23 protein-coding genes are annotated in these 20,062 nt (G+C 34.5%); 4 read left to right on the forward strand and 19 right to left on the reverse strand.

The window, feature by feature from the left end; all coding sequences use genetic code 11:
• Positions 1 to 69: 69 nt before the first annotated feature.
• From F8153_RS16150 to rfbD, 8 genes are all read right to left on the reverse strand, one after another.
• The gene (locus F8153_RS16150; RefSeq protein WP_192929784.1) at positions 70 to 231 is read right to left on the reverse strand and encodes a hypothetical protein; all 162 of its coding nucleotides are present in this window, start codon (positions 229 to 231) and stop codon (positions 70 to 72) included.
• Positions 232 to 272: 41 nt separating this feature from the next.
• Positions 273 to 815, reverse strand: coding sequence for a PRC-barrel domain-containing protein (locus tag F8153_RS11595; RefSeq protein WP_151866522.1), 543 nt, complete (start codon positions 813 to 815; stop codon positions 273 to 275).
• A gap of 89 nt (positions 816 to 904) precedes the next feature.
• A complete protein-coding gene (nifU, locus tag F8153_RS11600; RefSeq protein WP_151866523.1) occupies positions 905 to 1,345 on the reverse strand; it encodes a Fe-S cluster assembly scaffold protein NifU in 441 nt (146 codons plus the stop codon).
• 1 nt (position 1,346) lies between these two features.
• Entirely contained in the window at positions 1,347 to 2,525 is a 1,179-nt protein-coding gene (gene nifS, locus F8153_RS11605) for a cysteine desulfurase NifS (protein ID WP_151866524.1), read from the reverse strand.
• A gap of 44 nt (positions 2,526 to 2,569) precedes the next feature.
• Complete coding sequence (locus tag F8153_RS11610) at positions 2,570 to 3,019, reverse strand: RrF2 family transcriptional regulator (RefSeq protein ID WP_151866525.1); 450 nt, start codon at positions 3,017 to 3,019, stop codon at positions 2,570 to 2,572.
• Between the two features lie 227 nt (positions 3,020 to 3,246).
• The gene (locus tag F8153_RS11615; RefSeq protein WP_151866526.1) at positions 3,247 to 4,578 is read right to left on the reverse strand and encodes a hypothetical protein; all 1,332 of its coding nucleotides are present in this window, start codon (positions 4,576 to 4,578) and stop codon (positions 3,247 to 3,249) included.
• Between the two features lie 165 nt (positions 4,579 to 4,743).
• Positions 4,744 to 5,562: a CAP domain-containing protein gene (locus tag F8153_RS16155; protein WP_192929785.1), complete on the reverse strand. Its 819-nt coding sequence runs from the start codon at positions 5,560 to 5,562 to the stop codon at positions 4,744 to 4,746.
• 160 nt (positions 5,563 to 5,722) lie between these two features.
• On the reverse strand, positions 5,723 to 6,568 hold the full coding sequence (gene rfbD / locus F8153_RS11630; RefSeq protein ID WP_151866529.1) for a dTDP-4-dehydrorhamnose reductase: 846 nt from the start codon (positions 6,566 to 6,568) through the stop codon (positions 5,723 to 5,725).
• Positions 6,569 to 6,793: 225 nt separating this feature from the next.
• On the opposite strand from rfbD, the gene F8153_RS11635 reads away from it, so the two are divergent.
• On the forward strand, positions 6,794 to 7,630 hold the full coding sequence (locus F8153_RS11635; RefSeq protein WP_243136965.1) for a CAP domain-containing protein: 837 nt from the start codon (positions 6,794 to 6,796) through the stop codon (positions 7,628 to 7,630).
• Positions 7,631 to 7,707: 77 nt separating this feature from the next.
• Here F8153_RS11635 and F8153_RS11640 read toward each other — a convergent pair whose 3' ends face one another.
• The gene (locus F8153_RS11640) at positions 7,708 to 8,289 is read right to left on the reverse strand and encodes a hypothetical protein (protein ID WP_151866530.1); all 582 of its coding nucleotides are present in this window, start codon (positions 8,287 to 8,289) and stop codon (positions 7,708 to 7,710) included.
• Between the two features lie 234 nt (positions 8,290 to 8,523).
• On the opposite strand from F8153_RS11640, the gene F8153_RS11645 reads away from it, so the two are divergent.
• Entirely contained in the window at positions 8,524 to 10,080 is a 1,557-nt protein-coding gene (locus F8153_RS11645) for a hypothetical protein (protein WP_151866531.1), read from the forward strand.
• Here the strand turns inward: F8153_RS11645 and F8153_RS11650 are convergent, their stop codons facing one another.
• The 8 genes from F8153_RS11650 to F8153_RS11685 all read right to left on the reverse strand — a co-directional run bounded on the left by F8153_RS11650 (position 10,081) and on the right by F8153_RS11685 (position 16,272).
• Positions 10,081 to 10,371: a DUF3343 domain-containing protein gene (locus F8153_RS11650; protein WP_151866532.1), complete on the reverse strand. Its 291-nt coding sequence runs from the start codon at positions 10,369 to 10,371 to the stop codon at positions 10,081 to 10,083.
• A gap of 129 nt (positions 10,372 to 10,500) precedes the next feature.
• Positions 10,501 to 11,814 (reverse strand): replication-associated recombination protein A, encoded by a 1,314-nt coding sequence (locus tag F8153_RS11655; protein WP_151866533.1) that lies wholly within the window; start codon positions 11,812 to 11,814, stop codon positions 10,501 to 10,503.
• 123 nt (positions 11,815 to 11,937) lie between these two features.
• Complete coding sequence (locus tag F8153_RS11660; RefSeq protein ID WP_151866534.1) at positions 11,938 to 12,615, reverse strand: hypothetical protein; 678 nt, start codon at positions 12,613 to 12,615, stop codon at positions 11,938 to 11,940.
• Between the two features lie 169 nt (positions 12,616 to 12,784).
• The gene (locus F8153_RS11665; protein ID WP_151866535.1) at positions 12,785 to 13,126 is read right to left on the reverse strand and encodes a hypothetical protein; all 342 of its coding nucleotides are present in this window, start codon (positions 13,124 to 13,126) and stop codon (positions 12,785 to 12,787) included.
• A 54-nt stretch (positions 13,127 to 13,180) separates the two neighbouring features.
• The gene (locus tag F8153_RS11670) at positions 13,181 to 13,480 is read right to left on the reverse strand and encodes a hypothetical protein (RefSeq protein ID WP_151866536.1); all 300 of its coding nucleotides are present in this window, start codon (positions 13,478 to 13,480) and stop codon (positions 13,181 to 13,183) included.
• A 34-nt stretch (positions 13,481 to 13,514) separates the two neighbouring features.
• Positions 13,515 to 13,790, reverse strand: coding sequence for a hypothetical protein (locus F8153_RS11675; protein WP_151866537.1), 276 nt, complete (start codon positions 13,788 to 13,790; stop codon positions 13,515 to 13,517).
• Positions 13,791 to 14,171: 381 nt separating this feature from the next.
• On the reverse strand, positions 14,172 to 15,206 hold the full coding sequence (gene ltaE, locus F8153_RS11680) for a low-specificity L-threonine aldolase (RefSeq protein WP_151866538.1): 1,035 nt from the start codon (positions 15,204 to 15,206) through the stop codon (positions 14,172 to 14,174).
• A gap of 151 nt (positions 15,207 to 15,357) precedes the next feature.
• Positions 15,358 to 16,272 carry a hypothetical protein gene (locus tag F8153_RS11685; protein ID WP_192929786.1) on the reverse strand — a complete coding sequence of 305 codons (915 nt, stop codon included), beginning with the start codon at positions 16,270 to 16,272 and terminating at the stop codon, positions 15,358 to 15,360.
• A 150-nt stretch (positions 16,273 to 16,422) separates the two neighbouring features.
• Between F8153_RS11685 and F8153_RS11690 the strand changes: the two genes are divergently transcribed.
• Both F8153_RS11690 and F8153_RS11695 read left to right on the forward strand, forming a co-directional pair.
• A complete protein-coding gene (locus F8153_RS11690) occupies positions 16,423 to 17,472 on the forward strand; it encodes a hypothetical protein (protein ID WP_151866539.1) in 1,050 nt (349 codons plus the stop codon).
• Entirely contained in the window at positions 17,447 to 17,947 is a 501-nt protein-coding gene (locus tag F8153_RS11695) for a hypothetical protein (RefSeq protein WP_151866540.1), read from the forward strand. The genes F8153_RS11690 and F8153_RS11695 overlap by 26 nt, the downstream gene beginning before the upstream one ends.
• Before the next feature lie 96 nt (positions 17,948 to 18,043).
• On the opposite strand, the gene F8153_RS11700 is transcribed toward F8153_RS11695, so the two are convergent.
• A complete protein-coding gene (locus F8153_RS11700) occupies positions 18,044 to 19,105 on the reverse strand; it encodes a hypothetical protein (RefSeq protein WP_151866541.1) in 1,062 nt (353 codons plus the stop codon).
• A 119-nt stretch (positions 19,106 to 19,224) separates the two neighbouring features.
• Positions 19,225 to 19,941 (reverse strand): HAD family hydrolase, encoded by a 717-nt coding sequence (locus F8153_RS11705; RefSeq protein WP_151866542.1) that lies wholly within the window; start codon positions 19,939 to 19,941, stop codon positions 19,225 to 19,227.
• Positions 19,942 to 20,062: the final 121 nt, after the last annotated feature.

A 20,062-nucleotide genomic window follows, 5' to 3' on the forward strand; every position in this document is an offset into this window, starting at 1 on the left:
ATTTTTTTCTATATATAAATTTATTTTAGATAGAAGAAAACAATAAAAAAGCAGCTGTAAGCTGCTCTATTAAAACATACCCATAACATTTGTAGCTCTAGATAAAAGCTTTCTGGTTTGCTTCATTGCCTTCTTTCTTTCTCTTGAACTCATGTTCCTAACTGCATACATACCCATAGTAGCACCCAGGATGCTTCCAGTTAACAAGCCCATCATCATTGATCTGTTCATTTTTATCAGCTCCTTTAGATATTCGTAATTATTTTTTGCAATTAGTACAAATCTATTCCAAGCAATTTTTTCAAACCACCTTGTCTATCAGTAATGATATTTTCTAAACTTTGATTTAACGTTAAAGGACCATCGATAATTTCAAATATTGAATTAGAAGGTATTAGGCAGTAACCATCCATTAGATCAGTTAAAACCCCTTCACTCATTAGAAATCCTTTAATTCTACCATTTTTATTATCAATTACTGAGTCAACAATAGTTCCCACAAGATGTTGATTATTTGAATATACGTCAATTCCAACTATTTGAGTATGATTTTTTATTGACTTCTCTATTTCGGGTATTTGATCATAGAATATTATATCCTTATAGGAATCAATGGCTATTCCATCCATAGTTAAGCTCTTAATTTTCTTAAAGGGAATTACCAAAGGTTTTTGAGACTTATGTTTAATTGAATTTATTTTCATCCCAAGAAGTTTAAAGTCTTCAGTAGAATAAATAATATCCTCAACTATATAATCTGTTAATGAATTTCCAATGTAAAGAGGTTTGTTCTTTAAGTCAGATTCTTTAATCATATTAACCCCTCTTCTTTTCTTATTATTTTTTGCCTATGAAATAAAAAAATGCAGGTAATCCCTGCATTTTAAGTTACATAATTCTTTTTTTAATCTTCATGCTCCTCATGATGATGATCATGGTCTTCATTGGGATCAAAACCCTCTAATCCATCAAATTGCAAATTATTTTTTTGTGCATAATCATAAATGGCTGATTTTACAGCTTGTTCTGCTAAAACTGAGCAATGCATCTTTACAGGAGGTAATCCATCCAGAGCATCAGCTACTGCTCTGTTGGTTAAGCTTAGAGCTTCATCTATCGTTTTACCCATAATCATTTCTGTAGCCATGCTGGAGGTGGCAATAGCTGAACCACAACCAAAGGTTTTAAACTTAACATCTACGATTATTCCATCCTCTATCTTTAGGTACATCTTCATAATATCGCCACATTTTGGGTTGCCAACCTGACCAACACCATCGGCATTTTCAATCTCTCCAACATTCCTTGGATTCATAAAATGCTCCATTACCTTTTCACTATACATTTTAATTTCCTCCTTTTACCTTCTCATAAAGTGGAGACATTTGCCTTAGTCTTTCAACAATTATTGGCAGCTCCTTTAAAACATAATCAACATCCTCTTCTGACGTAAAATCTCCGATTGTAAATCTTAAAGAACCATGGGCTACCTCATGGGATAAACCAATGGCCATTAAGACATGAGAAGGATCTAGGGAGCCCGATGTGCAAGCTGATCCACTGGAACAAGCAATACCCACCATATCTAAGCTAAGGAGTAAGGCTTCACCTTCTATATATTCAATAGAGATATTTGCATTGCCTGGTAATCTTTTAGTAGGATGACCATTTAATCGGCTATATGGAATTTTCTCCAATAGACCATTGATTAGCTTATCCCTTAAAAATGTCAAATGCTTTACATGACCTTCTAGGTCTTGATAAGCTAGTTCTGCTGCTTTACCAAAGCCCACAATAGCTGGAACATTCTCTGTTCCTGCCCTTCGTCTTTTCTCTTGGGCACCACCATGAATCAACTGTATAATTTTTGTTCCCTTTTTAATATATAAAAGACCTATACCCTTTGGTCCATAAACCTTGTGAGCAGATAAAGATAATAAGTCAATTTTTAGCTCCTGTACATCTATTCTTACATTACCATAGGCCTGAACTGCATCAACATGAAAGGTTATATTATGCTTCTTAGCCAGTTCACCTATTTCCTTAATGGGTTGAATTGTACCAATTTCATTATTAGCATACATAATGGTGATTAATATGGTATCTGGACGAATGGACCTTTGCAATTGGTTTAAATCCACTATACCAAACTCATCTACATCTACAAAGGTTACCTCGAAGCCTTCTTTTTCTAGAAATTCGCAGGTATGTAACACTGCATGATGTTCGATCTTTGAGGTTATGATATGCTTACCCTTACCCTTCAGAGCGCTGACAACCCCTTTGATGGCCCAATTATCTGATTCTGAGCCTCCACCAGTGAAAAACACTTCATCTGCCGAAGCATTGATGGTTTTGGCGATAATTTGTCTTGCTTGGTCTATTACAGCCTTATTTTCTCTACCAAAGCAATGAATACTGGATGGATTTCCAAATTGGACATTAAAATGTGGAAGCATAGCATTAAGTACTTCTTGTTTCATTGGAGTTGTTGCTGAATAATCTAAATAAACTCTTTTTTTCATCTAATCCTCTCCTCAGAATCTTGTGTTTTGACGTATTACAGTAACTAGATATAATACATATAATTTCCCTTGTTCTTAATTTTATAATAATCATCAACCATGTCCTGTAGGGTTATAGAATCTATTACATCGCTGATACTAATTCTAATTTTTTCCCATACTATCCTTGTAACACAGCAATCAGCATTATGGCACATAGTCGGATCATCTTCAAGAACGCATTCGGAGGGACCTAATGGGCCTTCTAGGGTTCTTATAATATCCCCTACGGTTATATCCTTGGGTTCATTGGCTAACATATAGCCTCCCTGAGCTCCCCTAACACTTTTTACTAAACCAGCCTTTCTTAAGGTTGCAACAAGCTGCTCAAGATAATGATCAGATATACGTTGCCTCTCAGCTATGTTTTTTAATGCTATTGGACCATCTCCAAAATGTATAGCTAAATCATACATAGCTTTAAGCCCATATCTCCCTTTTGTTGAAAGCTTCATTCTCTTATTCACTCCTTTAATTCCAAGTAAAATGATTGGAATTCATCCTTAGTATATTATACCCTAGTGCTCTTGTCAAGATTCACAAATGTTAAATTTTATCAACTTTTCAAACCAACTTTCTATGATTAAATACCCTCAAGAAAAACTTATAAACTATGTTGTATTCACATAAAAAAATGTTGGGCTTTTCATCCCAACATTTCCGTCTCTATACATTCTCTGATCTATTGATCTTTATTATCCTTTACTCGATCCTTCCCAGTGTAGGTTTTGATTTGTGATAAGACTGAATTTAGCTCTTTAATATCCTTAACGATTTTCTCTGTAGAGGCCTCATGCTTCTTTGTAGATTCCCTTGGCTTTGTAGGCCTTGGTGATTGAGTAGGATTTAAATTGGGAGGTAACTGAGGTCTCCCATTTTGAGGTGTTGGTCTTTTAAATTGATAAACCGGCATATCACCTGGTATCTTCAATGGATAAGGAACATGATAATTATATGAATTTCTTTCGGATTTACTTGTACTTGCTGGTAGATACATAGCCTTCATTTTTCTTCTTCTCTTTCTTTTTTTACTTGCCTGATCTTTTTTAATACCTTTTTCTATAGTGGAAGGAGTATCATCTATGTCTTTATCTACTGTGTTTTCTTCTTCTAATGATTCACTTTCATCTATCGTTTCAACTAAAGATACATCCACTTCTTCAATATCTTCTTCAATATCTTTTTCAATATCTTCTTCAAACTCTTGACTTATTGATGTTACATCTATTTTTTCCTTCTTTATAATCGATTCAGCAGATTGAATTTTTTTTAAGTCATTTAACTCCTTCTTGCAATCTTCTAGCTTAATATAAATATCCTCTAATTCCTCTTCTTCCATCAAAAGCATTCCTTTTATCCTACTAGGTAGGTTATGTAATAACTCTATCGCTTTTTCCTCTTCTTCTTTATTGTTTTTTTTGCCCATAGCATCGATAATAGCCTTTACAAAACTGTTTTTTAGAAGTTCTTTAAGTTCATCCGTAATGATAGAAGTGGGTATTTCTATTATAATAGAAGGAATTTTTTTACCGTAAAGATATGTCCAATATCTACTATTGGTTATTTTACTCCATTTACTAGCAATTTTATATGGTAGCTTCAAAGCCGACAGCCTTCTTAATAAATGTTTTGTAACCACCAAATGTTCCTTTGCCTCTTCTGAGGGAAAATAGATTTTTAAACAGGATTCATCTTCCACAAGATTAAAGGCTACTAGTAACTGAGGATCAATATATTGAAGGGATGAATTTGAAATACAGCCTTCACCTGTAATTACAACAGCTCCCTCCTTTAAGAGGTCCCCTTCCATCATATCCATTAGACTAGCTGTAAAATGATCCTGAGACAAATCCTTTAAGATGATGATTCGATCATATAAAGCTGGATATATTATAATATTTTCATTATCAATTACGCTACTAGTTCCCAACAATCTACAATATGAAATCATGGTTTCTAATTTATTCTTTTCGAACTCTAAAATTGTTTTGTTATTCCATATTAATCGACCCATGACGCTCTATCCCACCTTATTAATAAAAATTGTATAATACTATACTATGCCTTTTAATAAAAAGTGTGTGTTTCTTTGGAAAAAAACCTATAAAAAAAGAACCCTTTTATAAAGGGCTCCGATAAAAATATTTAACAGTAGATGTTCATCCACCTTTAACGAATTCTATTTAATAAATAATTGAGTTACAACTACTCCATAACCATCATGGGAAATGCCAATTCCAATATGGGTAAAGTTTGAACTAAGGATGTTGTTTCGATGACCTTCACTTGCCATTAATAGAGCATGAGCTTTTTTTACATCCCTTGCCTTAGCCAGATTCTCGCCTATCTGAGAATAAGATATTCCTTGATTCCTAACCATAGAATAAAAACCTCCATAGGTAGGGGATGTATGACTGAAGTAATTATTGGCTATCATATCCTTGGTCTTTAGATCAGCCACTCCTGCAAGATTTGAATGCCATTGAAGGGGTTTAAGTCCCTTTGCTTGTCTTTCATTATTAATAAGTAATAACATTTCCTCTTCTTGACTTGTATGTTGTGTATTGGTGTTTTCTGTAGATTTAGTCGGAGCAGTAGTATTGTTATTAGCATCAGTATTGGTATTGGTATTGGTATTAGTAGTGGTATTAGTAGTGGTATTGGTATTAGTAGTGGTATTAGTAGTGGTATTGGTATTGCTATTAGCTGTAGATGTAGTGTTGGAGCTATTGGTTACACTAGGATATCTTCGCTGATTTCTTAAACTAAGTATATAATTTGCAGTAGAATTATTGGTATTGGAAGATGGCACAATTATGTTGGAGGACTGAGGATATGAAGTGGTTTGTTGGTTAGTGGTTTGTTGGTTAGTATTTTGTGGTGGCTGTTGTTGTTTTAATCTTGCTAAGCCCCACGACCCATAAGCAACTGTTGTACTTTGTAGAAGAAATATTGAAGCAACACCAAATATGCAAGCATTTTTGAGAATCTTTTTCATAGCTTTTCCTCTCCTTACTTTTTATTGTATAGTGTGAAAATTTATAATCATTATACTTTACATAAAAAGTAATGTCCAAAGGATATATTTGGTTTTTTCATGACTTCAGCTATTTCTATGGTTTACATATATTTGTTTATAATTAACAATTTTCTTTTGCTTATATTGTAACCTCATGATACCTATATTCTATTGAATAGAGATATTCATCAAGGGCATCCTTCCAATGCTTTAATTTAATAGAGCTGCTATTACATAAGATGGAATTTTTAGGTTTTTTTGCCTTCCCTATTAACTGACTAGATTTTATGGGGTAAACCTTAGCATTTATTCCCTTCAGCCTACATATTTCCTGAGCAAATTCAAACCAACTGCAGCTACCTTCGTTAACGAAGTGATACTTACCATAGCTTTCTCCATCCATAAGCTTAAGAATGGCCTCAGCTAAATGGAACCCATAAGTAGTTGAGGCCCTTTGATCCTCTATAGCGTTAATAAGACTATTGGACTTTGTTAGGTTTAATAATGCCTTCACCAGACTTTTACCATAATCACCATATAAGCCTGCAGTTCTAACGATGAAATATTTATCCATTAATTTTTCAACTTCCTGTTCTCCTAAGTATTTGGACAACCCATAGACATTAATAGGATTCGGTTTGTCTTCAATATTATAGGGGCTACCTTTCAGACCATCAAAAACATGGTCTGAGCTTACATAGAGAAGCTTTGCATTAAGGTCAGCTGCCAGCTTAGCAACATTGGCTGTTCCTGTAGCATTAACCCTTATGGCATGCTCTTTTCTACTTTCACAGTGATCAATATCTGTATAGGCAGCAGCATGAATAATGATCTTCGGTTTCATATCAGAGAGTATCTGATATAATTTATCTATTTCTGTGATATCTACATCTTTTCGTCCTAAAAAATAAGCTTTTTTATCATATAACAACTTCTTCATCTCGTGACCTAACAATCCTGTACCACCTAAAACACATATACTCATAGCATAACCCCTTCCCCTTTATTCTATATGAGTAAATCATCTCTTTTTTGTTTATATAAGTAGAATATATTATTTTATAAATTTGATTATGCTTTTTAACAATTATTCTCCACTAAAATTCCAGCCCTACCTTTATTTTTTTTATATACCATTTATTGTGGATTGATATCAATGTTACAATCCTGTAACATAATAATCAAGCCTAAAGAAATGGAGGAGATATATATGACATTAAATAAGGTGAATAAGAAAATAGTAGTTCCAGCATTGGTGGCTTTGTTATTTTTCTCAGCTACACCAACAGCTAGTGCTTATACTGTAAACTATCAAACGAGAGTAATCCCTTTTAATACAAATGTTATGAGTAATCTAACTCAAGGATTAAATGTTAGATTTGTGAACTTCACTCAAAATGGTTCTAATTTTACTTTCGTAAAAAGATACTTCACAAGGAAACCAGTAGCTACTAATCCAGCTACCAAAGCTCCTGTGGCTACACCTGAAGCAGCTCCAGCCCCAGCTCCAAAGCCTGAGCCTGCTCCAGCACCGGCACCAAAGCCTGAGCCAGCACCTGCTCCAGCACCGGCTCCAAAGCCTGAGCCTGCACCAGCACCGGCTCCAGCACCGGCTCCAAAGCCTGAGCCTGCACCAGCACCTGCTCCAAAGCCTGTTACGGAAAATGGCAAGCATGCATTAACAGCGGATGAAATTAGAATGGTTGAGATGGTCAATGCTGAAAGAACGAAAGCAGGAGTAGCACCATTACAAATTGATGTTGACTTAGCCTCTGTTGCTAGGGTGAAATCTAAAGACATGCACGATAACAAATATTTCTCACATAAATCGCCAACCTATGGGTCACCATTTGATATGATGCGTGCCTTTGGTATCAATTATAAAAGTGCAGGCGAGAACCTTGCTATGCATAGCAGTGTTGAATCTGCCCATATCGGATTAATGAATTCTGAAGGGCATAGAAAGAACATCCTTAATCCAGGATTTACTCATATAGGAATAGGGATTCATAATGGATACTACACTCAAATGTTCATAAGTAAATAAAGTATTATAGTATAAAAACTGCCATTGGCAGTTTTTATGCTTTATATCCTTTTGTTATTCATTAATCTCCCCTCTGATTAACTTGGTATAAACTCTTCGCACTCTAAAGGCTCTGGACAAAAATCAAAGACTGGTATTAAAAGTTGTATCCTTCCAACAACCTTAAAGATTATTAATATAGCTGATAGAAATTTTAATTGAGTATCTTCTATTATCGGTTCAGCCATTAGACGAGAAGTGGTGTCTACAGCAATATCATATGTAAATTCGTCATTGGCTTCTGGGATAAACATGACCATATCTTTATGTAGAATGGGTAATTTTCCATTGATCAAAATTGCTTCACCATTTTCCTTCTGTTTTACCTCCAGCTTATAGGAAATGGTTATACTAAGCTGTACCCTTTTGAAATTTGGCCTATTGCTTAAATTTGAAATAATTAATGAGGCAGGCTTTATATTTCCATTACTAAATTTAATATTGGAAAATTCAAAGGTGCCTTCATCTGGAAGCTCAATAATTGTTTCCTCTAGTCTATTCTGCTGATAATGGGCAAAAACCTTATGTCCAATGATACATTCAGCCTTTAAATCAGGAAGGAATGTTTCACTTTTATTATAGGTAGCTTGAAATTTAGAAGGATCATAATCTGTTACCATCTACTATTCTCCTCTCTATACAAATCCTTGCTTATTGCTACATATTATTAATATATGTTCTAATGCACAATGTGTTAATGTTTTTCTTTCATTTTCTATATTAATTTCAAGTTCCTTGATAAATCTAGCCTCAATAGATTTCTTTTAAATTTATTAATAAAATCTATAGCTTATTCATAATATGAAGTATAGTCTGATAAATAGCTATAATTTTGAATAAAGGATGGGAAAAAGATGCTATTTCCAGCTTCTCAGCATACTATTATCAAAACTAAAGATCAATTAAGCTACCATTTTTATCTATCCGGTGATGGTGGGATCTGTTACAACATCTTCGATGAAAATAATCTTTTGATTGGAAATGAAAGGGTTGGTCGAGATTTAATATTAGATTTTTCTGTTTCTCTAAATAGTAGGGATCATATGCTTTTAACCTGTATCACAACAAATGGATTGATGGATTACTATTTGTACAAGGATAAAAAGTGGATTAAAAAGACCATCTCAAGGCTGGATATAAAATCCAATAGGTTTGGAAATTTGCTTTTAATTGCTTCAAATAAATATACCCATATACTCTTCAATAAATCTAACCTAGTCAATACTAGAGTAACTACCATTGAGCATATCTATTGGAATGATGAGTCAATAAATAAATCTACCATTACAAGTTATCTATCCTTAGATTTACATAGTCCCTTTCAGGTTTCTATTGATGATGCTCATAATCTACATTTATTATATAAGGCTTTTCACATGGAAAATAACCAATTGTTTTATAAGTTCTATAATGCAGACAGCAATAGATGGAGTAGCTGCGAACTTGTGTCTAACCTCACAGAGGATAATTGTCATCCCCATATTCATATTGATACCATGGGACATCTACACATGGTTTGGTCAACAATAGAAGGAAATGACTTTACCATCAAACATAGAAGAAAAAGTGAAGTATCCAAAAGAAGAAATAGCTGGTCTGAGATCAAGACCATATCCGAGAAAAAAAACAATTGTGTATCCCCAATTATTATTCAAATAGGTGATAAAATGGTAACCCTATGTAAGCAAGGATCGGTTATTAGTGAAATTGTCTCTGACGATTATGGATTAAGCTGGAGTTCACCTTCTAAAGAGAAGGGATATGTAATACAGAATCCATTACTAATGAAGTATATCACAAATGAAGATAAGGTTAACTATAATATATCAAAGCTTTATGGTGAAATTGATCAACAGGTTAGGATTATTGGGATCAACCTTGATAAAGAAAATAAGGAGTTGGATGAAGATGCTATCCATTCTGGAGATCATATCGAAGAGAGATTAGGAGAAAGAATTACAGATATAGAGGTTCTGGCTACACCCATGGAGATCCCCCAGGATAGCAAAGCAGAGTCAAATCTTAAAGTAGAAATGGATGATAATTTATATAAGCTTATTGAAGAGGTGCAGCATTATATAGATAAAATCGCAGATGAAGTAGAAAAATTTGAAAAATCAAGGCAGCTATCAGAGGCAAAAAGTCATGAATCCTTTGACATAATTGACTCTAAAGCTACCTTTGATGAGTTTATGGATAAAATATCCAACTTAATAACAAGAATTCAGAGTTTAGAGGATGAACAGCTTCATCTCCATTGTGAATTAGAGGATTATCAGAAAAAGTTATTTCTTATTGAGGAAAAATTAATTGGTGTTAAGAAAAACACATTGGAGCTGGAAGAAACACTTATAGATGTCTATGGTGATCATTATGGAATCGTCAATAAATTTAAAAATATATTTAAATAATTATTCATTTATTTGAATTTTACTAATTTGTCTCCTACCGTTGATGCTTTCAATCTGGTATAAAGAGGCAATTTTTTTATGGATAAGCGTGGCTTCCCTTTCCAAGGTATAATAATCGTCAAAATTTAAAAATTTAATTGAATAGCTACAACCCGCCTTAATTACACAAGGTGTTGGCACTAAATCATAATGATAGAGTTTTTTATTGTTTAGGTGCTGATATAGATGTAATGCATGATTTCTTGATTCGAATACCGCAATGTAATAGTTTTTATTTGGTATATCCCTCATTCTTTACCTCCTCCTTTTGATCTTCCTTACTAGTACTATATGATGTATAAGATAAAGAGTTCCTTGGAGAACTACCTACACCTCTAAACAAAAAGCCCTTATAGATTATACTCTACTAGGGCTTTTGATTTATTTGTGAATCTCTTCTAAATATTTTTTAATCTTTTTTTCATATCCATTCTCAGTGGGCAAGTAGTATTTATGATTGATTATTTCTTGGGGTAAATATTGCTGTTCAACATAATTATGATCATAATTGTGGGGATACAAGTAATCTATACCATTGCCCATCTCCTTTCCCCCTCTATAGCTGGCATCTCTCAGATGCTTTGGTACAGTGGTATTTATTCTACCAACATCCTCTATAGCTTCATCAAGGCCTTTATAGGAGGAATTGCTCTTTGGCGCCGAGGCTAGATAGGTTGTTGCTTGAGCCAATGGGATTCTTCCTTCTCGCATCCCAATTATTATAAAGGCATTATGGGCAGAAAGAGCCACCTGTAAAGCAAGGGGGTCTGCATTTCCAATATCCTCTGAAGCCGAAATGATTAGTCTTCTGGCAATAAACTCAGGATCCTCACCACTATAGATCATTTTTGCTAGATAATGTAATGCTGCATCAGGATCGCTGCCCCGAATGCTCTTTATAAAGGCAGAAATCACATCATAGTGCTGATCCCCATTTTTATCATATTGAACCCCCTTTTTTTGAATGGATTCCTCAGCAATGGACAAATCAATGATGATTTTCATTTCTTGATTATAGGGAGTACTTAAAGTAGCAATCTCTAGGGCATTTAAAGCCCTTCTAGCATCTCCTCCTGAATAAGCAGCTATATGCGCAATGGCTTCATCGGTTATTTCAACATCATAGCTTCCTAATCCATGTTGCGGATCTTTTAAGGCCCTATTCATTAAAGTAATAATATCAGCTTCCTGTAATAATTCAAGCTTTAGAACAGTTGTCCTTGATAGCAGTGCACCATTAACTTGGAAGTAGGGGTTCTCTGTGGTAGCTCCAATCAGAGTTATGAGTCCCTTTTCCACATGAGGTAACAAGGCGTCCTGTTGATTTTTAGAAAATCTATGAATCTCATCTATAAAGAGAATACTCTTTTTCTGATACATTCCCAAAAGCCCCTCTGCCTTTTCAACGATATCCCTTATTTCCTTCACTCCTGAAGTAACAGCATTTAACTGAAAAAACTCTCCTTCAATTTCCTGGGAGATGGCTTTGGCAACAGTGGTTTTTCCTGTCCCTGGTGGTCCATATAGGATAATTGAGGGTAATCTCTTAGCTGCTACACATCTGTTTAAAAACTTTCCCTTCCCTAAAATATGATCTTGTCCAAGAATATCACTTAATTTTTTAGGTCTCATTTTATCAGCCAAGGGGCTCTGGTTATCCAGTTGTTTATCCTTTACAATATCAAATAAATCCATATATTCACCTTATTTCTAATTAATAGCTTCTTTATTCTTCTATTATAAAATATTATTTCCCTATTTCCAACCTCAATAAAAAGAAAAAAGAGCCATCTTAGATGACTCTAAAAATTGATTCTTCTAGAAGCACTGCTCTGGTGGTAATGGAGGGCAAACTCCTGGAAGTGTAACACAAGGAGCTGGTACACAGAAGCCATAGCTAGGTACTAATAATTGTACTCTAAGTATGGTTTTTACAACTAAGCAAACTTGTATATCACAGGAGATTGTGTAGTCAAGCACTCTATCTCCCTCATCTAACTCATCTTCATCTTCCTCGTCTACATCGGTTACTACGCAGTTGCAGGATAATAATGTACTTTCACTGCAATCAACATTCACTCCTGCAGGTGCACATAGGGTTACAGTTTTACTAAATGTAAATATTCTTTCAATTTCGTCCTCTTCTCTATTAGCTGCTTCTGGGTTTCTTAAAGTAACTGGAACACTTACTGATAAAACGATTGTAAAAAATCCATCACCTACAGGTGTACGGCTTATTTCTGTACAAGTAATTTCTGCATCATCTGCTAATGAACAGATGATAGGATCCCCCTGCTCTAAGCCAGTTCCAAATTCGTCAGAGTCGGTTATTACGTTTCTAGTTCTATCATCGATTTGGAAACAGCTATCGTATACCTTATCTACTACTATACACTCAATTCTATCAGGGGGTGGGCACACAGGCACGCCATCTATAATGGGACATTGACCTGGTTGAATCTGATTTGGTATTTGTTTTCTGTCGACTTCAGCCATTTCTTTTTTTCCTCCTTTTATTTTTTTACTTTTAAATCTCAAAATTCTTCTAATGTATCTTCTATTTTATTCTATTAATTTGTTGGAATATTTGTTACAGGTTAAACACTTTAAATTGCTATTATTTAATTTTCTTTTTTCTAAGGCCAACTAGCCCTTAACACTTTTTTCAGAATCGATTTACATATCTGTATCCTAGCTTTGAAATATGATAAACAATGGACTCTAAACCAATTTGATATTTATTATATGCAACAGTTAGCTTTTGGGGATGAAAATTACTAACCCCGACAATTCCATTCATATTGCTGAGATGCTGAGCAATAGTATCATGGTCCTGCTGAGTGTGTAAATTGGTTATAATCATATTAAAGGAGACAGTAGAATGGTTTTTATAATACTGCTCTTCCCTTTTTATGATTTCACTATACTTTGGTGGTACTTGAAATTGCATCATTCTCTCCTCTAGCTTAGAGCTTAACTCCGATAATTTGCTTCTATATAAACTCATCTTCATCTCCTCCTATACTTTAAGGCAGCCTGCCTAATGTTTGTTATTGGTGCATCAGCCACCCTTTTTGTTTTCATTAGAAGATTTAATGACATGTAAATTTTCCTGATGGTTTAGACCATAGCCTAATCTACGTAGAGTATACAACAATTTTTCTCTTTTAAAGGTATGACTGATGTATCTAAGCTTTAATATTTTGTTAGTATAGGGGGCAATCTCTTTGATCCCTTCAACTTTTAACAGTTCTTGGGCTATGATATCATAGTCCTCCTTAGTATCCATCCCCTTTACCGATAATCTCATCCAGTTTGTGTAATTGTCCAATTCCATTGTAATTCTTTTATAAATTGACAATTTTGATCCTCCTTATTGATTAATTTTCCTTAAATCATTGTTCATTCTCCCTCGTAAACTCAATACCCTTTAGTTGAAAGAGGTAGTCAATAAAGGTTGGAGTAATGACATTTTTAAAATATGTTATATTAACCTTTTCAGTTGAGGGAATAACCTCTATTTTGATTGCATGTAGTCCTACTGCAGTGGTAATTTTTTCTTTAATGATGTCGTCATTAACTCCTTTTATTGAATATGTTACCTTCTTTGCATCACCTATGCTAAACTTTTCCTGCCTTGCATCAATATACATTCTTTCCTTTACCTTCAATCCTCCACCTCCATAATGACATGGATGAACTTTTTAGCAGTTCTTCCATTTTTAGTTTTTAACATAGTACATATTATGCCTTCCTTCAATATGGGTGAATATTTTCAAGGGTATTCTTAAATTTTATCTATCACTTTTATCTTAATTATACGCTAGAAAGGATATCCTAAAATACAGATCAATCTTTTAGAGTATGGGTTATCTTTGATTAAGTAAATATTTTATCCAGACTGTTCAAAAACTGTTAGAGTCGAGACGCAAGGAAACCCAGCGGTTGCAGCGTATACTGAAATACGCAAGAGTGCTGGGTTTTTGAAGCAACAAAGAATATGATAGCTTTTCAACAGTCTGAATAAAGAACCCAAAATGGGTTCTTATATTCTATCCCTTTAAAATTTCCTTAACCACTTCTACTGCTGACGCCACTTCTTCCTTCCCTACTCCACGATGGGTTACAAATCGGATAACTCTATCATTTCTTGGATTGACCAACAGCCCCTTATCCTTCATTTTAGATGCTAAGCCAGGAGCTTTAAAACCCGTTTCATAAAAATCTACATTGATAATATTGGAGTGAACCTTTTCTAAGTCAACTGATACCCCCTTGATGGAGTTCAATTCCTTAGCCAAAAGAAGGGCATTTACGTGGTCCTCAGCAAGCCTATCTACCATTCCCTCAAGGGCAACAATGCCTGCTGCAGCAATTACACCAGCTTGTCGCATACCTCCACCAAGCATTTTTCTTAGCTTTCTAGCCTTCACGATAAAATCCTGTGTACCTGCTAATATGCTTCCTACAGGAGCACTTAAGCCTTTAGAAAGACAAAACATGACAGAATCAGTATAGCGAGTGATTTCCTTTGCTTCCACCTGAAGATGCTTGGCTGCATTAAACAACCTTGCACCATCTAAATGAACTGGAATCCCCTTCTCCTTAGCGAAGTGATATATAGACGCCATTTCTTTCAGGGGTAATGTCATCCCCCCAGACATATTATGGGTACTTTCTAAAGATATTAGTCCCGTTTCTGGAAAGTGAATATTCTCCTGTCTAACGGCATTTTTAATGGCTTCCAATGGAGGTAGTCCATTAATTCCTGGGATGGTCCTTGCCTGAACTCCGGCTAATCTTGCTATACCAGCTACCTCATATAAATAGATATGACAGCTTTCCTCAAGAATAATCTCCTGACCCGGGGTTGTATGGGCCATAACTGCAATTAAATTCCCCATAGTCCCAGATGGTACAAATAAAGCTGCCTCCTTACCGATCTTTTCTGCAGCTAGGAGTTCTAATCTATTGATGGTTTCATCATCTCCGTATACATCATCCCCTAGCTTTGCATGAGTCATTGCTTCCAGCATTTCTTTAGTAGGCAATGTTACGGTATCGCTTCTAAAATCTAAGATCTTCATTCTTTCATCCTCCATCTCATAGTATATGTTTTATTATAGATGATTTTTTCGGTGATTCCAACTTCCTTTTAGGATTTTCTTATCTGTATTGTAAGGCATATTTTTTCAAAAAAAAATAGCTGATGTATACACATCAGCCTATTCTTAAAATTTATTCTTGATTCATATAAACAAATGGTTCATTAACCTGAGGTGGGAATAATGGTGGGAACTCATCTCCACATATAGGTCTTTGTCTAGGCTCTTGCTCACAGAAACCAGTACTTAATACACATAATTGAACAGGAACCTTAATTTTCTTCTCGCAAGTAATGCATAGAGCTGTAATTAGATTGAAAAATATTTCTCCTGTTACGGGGTTAAATTGTATGTCTCTTTGTATGCTTTGTGTAGCTAAGCGGGTAATAAACAAAGCATTACAGAATTCTGTAAACTGTGGTAGGAATGAAGAATCAAATACCGATGGCATACACAACTCAAAGAAATTTGTTAGTACCTGGTTTATAGGAACCTTACCCCTTAAAGTAGCTATCTGAGGGTTTCCATTGGCGTCTAGGTATTCTACATCGATTTCCACAAGCACAGCGCCTCTTACGGTGATTTCCTGTGAACCAAATATAGGAGTTCCTCTACCGATTTCATCGCACTCACTGGTATCAGTGTAGATTAAGTATTGCAATAGCCCTGCTGGCCCTGGAACCACCACTGGGCAGCCCTTTTCATCTGTTACAAATTGAGCACCTGATAATGTAGTCTTTGGTGTTATCGTAAGGTTTTTGGGATCATTAATGTTATTGGGATTAAAGAACTTTTTACTTCTAATATCCAATACTCTAACAATCCTAGATTTGGGCCCACATTTAGCCACTGGTAAGCAGCCAAAGGGTACCCTTGACGCTGGTTGAAGCCCCTGTAAATTAAATGTCACTGAATCATAAACCTTGTCAACAAAAATACATTCTCCCACAACTTTATCTAAGCAACCATCAAAGGTGCAACCGGTTTGGGCAATACAGCATGTATCTTGAATTGACATTTGTTCAATGGTAAGTTGGTTTTTTGACATTGTATCATCTCCTTTATCATAATATGAAAATAAAAATAAATTACTCGCTTACTGTAAAATATGAAAATACTTTTGTATAGGTGCTACTTATCTGTAATTTTTATTTGATAAATGCATATATTTTACTAAAAATGTATAGGATGTGATAGCTTGCCTTTAATAGGGAGAATTGAAAATCTAGTTACAACAACTAAGGAGGAAATTTACAATTTTTTTATCGATGATAAGCAAAGATTAAATTACATTTACTCATTAAAAAGGAAATGGCTCTCTCAAGAGACCCTCAACACCTCTTCTGTTATGGCCATCGATATAGAAATTGACGTTAATGATGATATACACGTTGTGACAATCGGCAGTGATCATTCAGTAAAATATTATAACATTAGTAATAATCAAATTAAGAAAACTGTAGTATTACAAAAAAATGTCAAAGGGATAAACCTCTTCTATCCGAAAATTCACCTAAGGGATTCTTTAATAGATATCTATTTTTATCAACAGTTAAGTGACAGGAAATGCCAGTTGGTTCATTTAGTTCTTAAAGAGGAAGTCACAAAAGCAGAAATCGTAACGGAATCCACCTTTAATAAATACATTAATCCCTTTAAAATCTTCCATTACAATAATATAGTGTATGTACTATACCTAGATTTTGTTAATGATTCTGAAGAGATTTTTTGCAAATCCTATTCTTTGGAAGATAATCAAATGACTTTCATGCTTCAACTGACCAACACCGGTATAAGAAAGCTTTATCTAGATGGTCTAATTGATGGAGAGGATCATCTACAATTGGTATGGAGTAATTTTACAGAAGATCGTTTGCAAATATCCCATTGTAAATACAGCCTAAAAGATTTAAGATCAGAGATGGATACGAAGGCAAAGGTTACCCTATTATCAGAGCCACTTAATGCCTCCTTCCCCTATTTATTGCTGTATAATGATACCTTGAAGGTAATCTGGTATCAATATAATAACCTTGCAGCCTCCACATCTAGGGATTTAGGAGAAAGCTGGTCAAACCCCTTTATGATTTCAGAAAGTAAAGGGAAACCCTTTAAAAGATACAAATATAGAGTTTTAAATCCTACCAATGGGTTTATTGGGGATGTCCTCTACGGAAGCACCTATCCTCAAATTCAATTTTTAGGTCTCGGAGGTGATAATAATGATGAAGTATCTACACAATCATAATTTTGTTCCAAAGATTGAAGAGGTAGAAGATCTGGATTTCCATCGTCAGGAGGAAGGTGTAGAAGAGACCCTCGAAGGTCTGATGGAAGGGGTTGAGGCAAAAGACGAAGTGGATAATAGTCAAATCAGCGTAAGAGATATGGAGAAGGAGATGGAGATTAATTATCTAAAGAGTGAGCTAGAAGAACTTAGAGAAAGGCTAAATCATACTGATAAGCAATTAATGACAAAGGAGCATGAACTTTTATCCTCTAATAATCAGATTTACAATTTAGAGAGTCAACTTCAAAAATATGAGGCCTTCCAAAGTGATATTGCCTATTTAGATAAGATCAAATCAGAAATTGATCAATTAACCCAAGAGAAAGAGCATCTTTCTGAAGAAAATAAAAGACTAGTTGAAGAAGTTCAACAGTATCACGGCCATGTTCAAACATTATATTTAATCTTAATTGTTTTGTTAATCATTAATTAAAGGGCGAAGCAAAGCTTCACCCTTTTTTTTAAAATTAGTCCCCTTCGATATATCGAAACATCATGAACTCAAGATTTAACATTCAACATTCAATATTTATGTTACCAGTTTTCTAAACCAATAGACCACCTCAAACTCAGCAACCTGCTCTTTAAAGTACTTAAGAGTTTCCAAAGGGATGGGAAGTTTTATAAGAACTTTCTTTTTATGGGATACTAGCTTATTTAGAATTTGCTGAATTACCTCTTTAACCATCAAATCATCGAAAGCATAAATAGGGTCAAGCAATACTAGCAATTTAATAGCTCCTTCTTTATTCTCCTCCTTAATGAATAGTACGTCAATGATCTCTCCATTTATTGTTATGTTGGCTTTATATACTTGAGAATCCTTTGATGTAAACCAAGCATTTAACATCAGCTTAAAGGGAAGATTTCTTCCTATAGGGATTTTCCCAAGCTTTAATAAGTTTTCCTCATCTATAACAATCTTTTCCAGGAATAGATCCTCCATATTTTGCGAGTTTTTTAGAAAGGGATTCTCCTTTAATTCTATAAAACAAGAGGTTGTATGTTTGCTAAAGCCCATACTTCTAAGGTCCTCCATACTGAAATCAGAGTTTTGAGGAGTTATGTCAATACTATAATATTCTTCTTGCTTGGCTACAGCTTCTATAAAACCACCGATATACTCTAAATTTTCTCTGTTATGATAGTCTTTTAAGAGCTTTAAAGCATAAATATAAAGGTATCTACCAAAGGGCAATTCCTCCTCTTGCTTATTGATACCAATGAACCCCACAATCTCTCTTTTATCAGCTATTAGAAAGAATAAGTCTTCATGAAAAAAACCTTTTTCTTGATATTTAATGATTGCCTCTTTAGTCCTAGAGGATAAGGGAGAAGTATATTTACTATAGGAGTAAATAATTAGACGTTTTTTTCTTCTGGCTTCTCTATCCTCAAGAATTTCGTCTGTTTTCAATTTTTTCACTATTTCATTAAGTTCCTTAATCACCCAGCTTTTTATATCCTCCCTTGCCATATCCTCTTCAAATATCTTAATATGAAGATATTCATCCAAGGTAACTTCTTTGTTTCTAGCTCTTTTTTCTAATTCTTTTAATTCATGGTCAGAGACCTCTATAGAAATTATCATAAAATCACCCCCATATAGAATTTTATTTTCAAATATGGGGGTTTATACAACATTTCTCTTTTATAATATATGTTAGGTGTGTTATTTGAGAGTCAATCTGAGCTGTTAGCTTGCTTTATTTACTTCAAGCTTGGTAAACCCACAACAAATTCGTAGAATTTCTTATAGTCTCCCTTATAATCAATTCCCTCAAGGGATGTTCCTCTATGGATGATACAGTCCTCTATTAAAAAGGTTGTTAACCCAAGCTGTTTTGCTACCATATCCTCCTCCACATCATTGCCAACCATCAGACAGTCCTCAGGCTTACCACCGATATTTTCTAAAACCTCTTGGTAAAACTCTACATTAGGTTTACAGAAATGCATCTTTTCAAAGGTGGTTATAAAATCAAAATCTTCTATTTCAAAGCCAGCCCATTTAATTCTTTGATGGATTGCAATCTCAGGGAATATAGGATTTGTAGCTACTACAACCTTATAGCCCTTATCCTTTAATTGTCTTACTGCTTTTACCATTAATTCCTCTTGTCTAGTTGCATCTTGAACTTTACAAAAATCCTTTATATAGTACTCCTCAAATAATGGATTCATAACCTCTGGCTTATGATGAACTCTCTTATAAAAGTCTTCGAAGAAGGCCTCTTCATTGGTTTTAGAAGCCTCTTTATTTTCTACCATGTATTTGGTAGATGCCCATACAATTGAAGAAAGCTCCTCACCCTTTATCATATCCTTAAACTTTACTGTCAATCCACCAAAATATCTTTTTATAAACTCATTCATATCTAAGGGCAATAGGGTACCATCTAAATCAAACAAAACGGTCTTTATCATCTCTTCACTCCTTTGCTATTTAATACTATTATATAATAACACAGGAGTTGCCTATATAGTTACTAATTCTACCAAGTCTTTTTATAGGGTCTTTTTTGATCGTTAAGAATGTAGAATTTAG

The organism is Alkaliphilus serpentinus, assembly GCF_009017255.1.
Lineage (GTDB): Bacteria > Bacillota > Clostridia > Peptostreptococcales > Natronincolaceae > Alkaliphilus_D > Alkaliphilus_D serpentinus.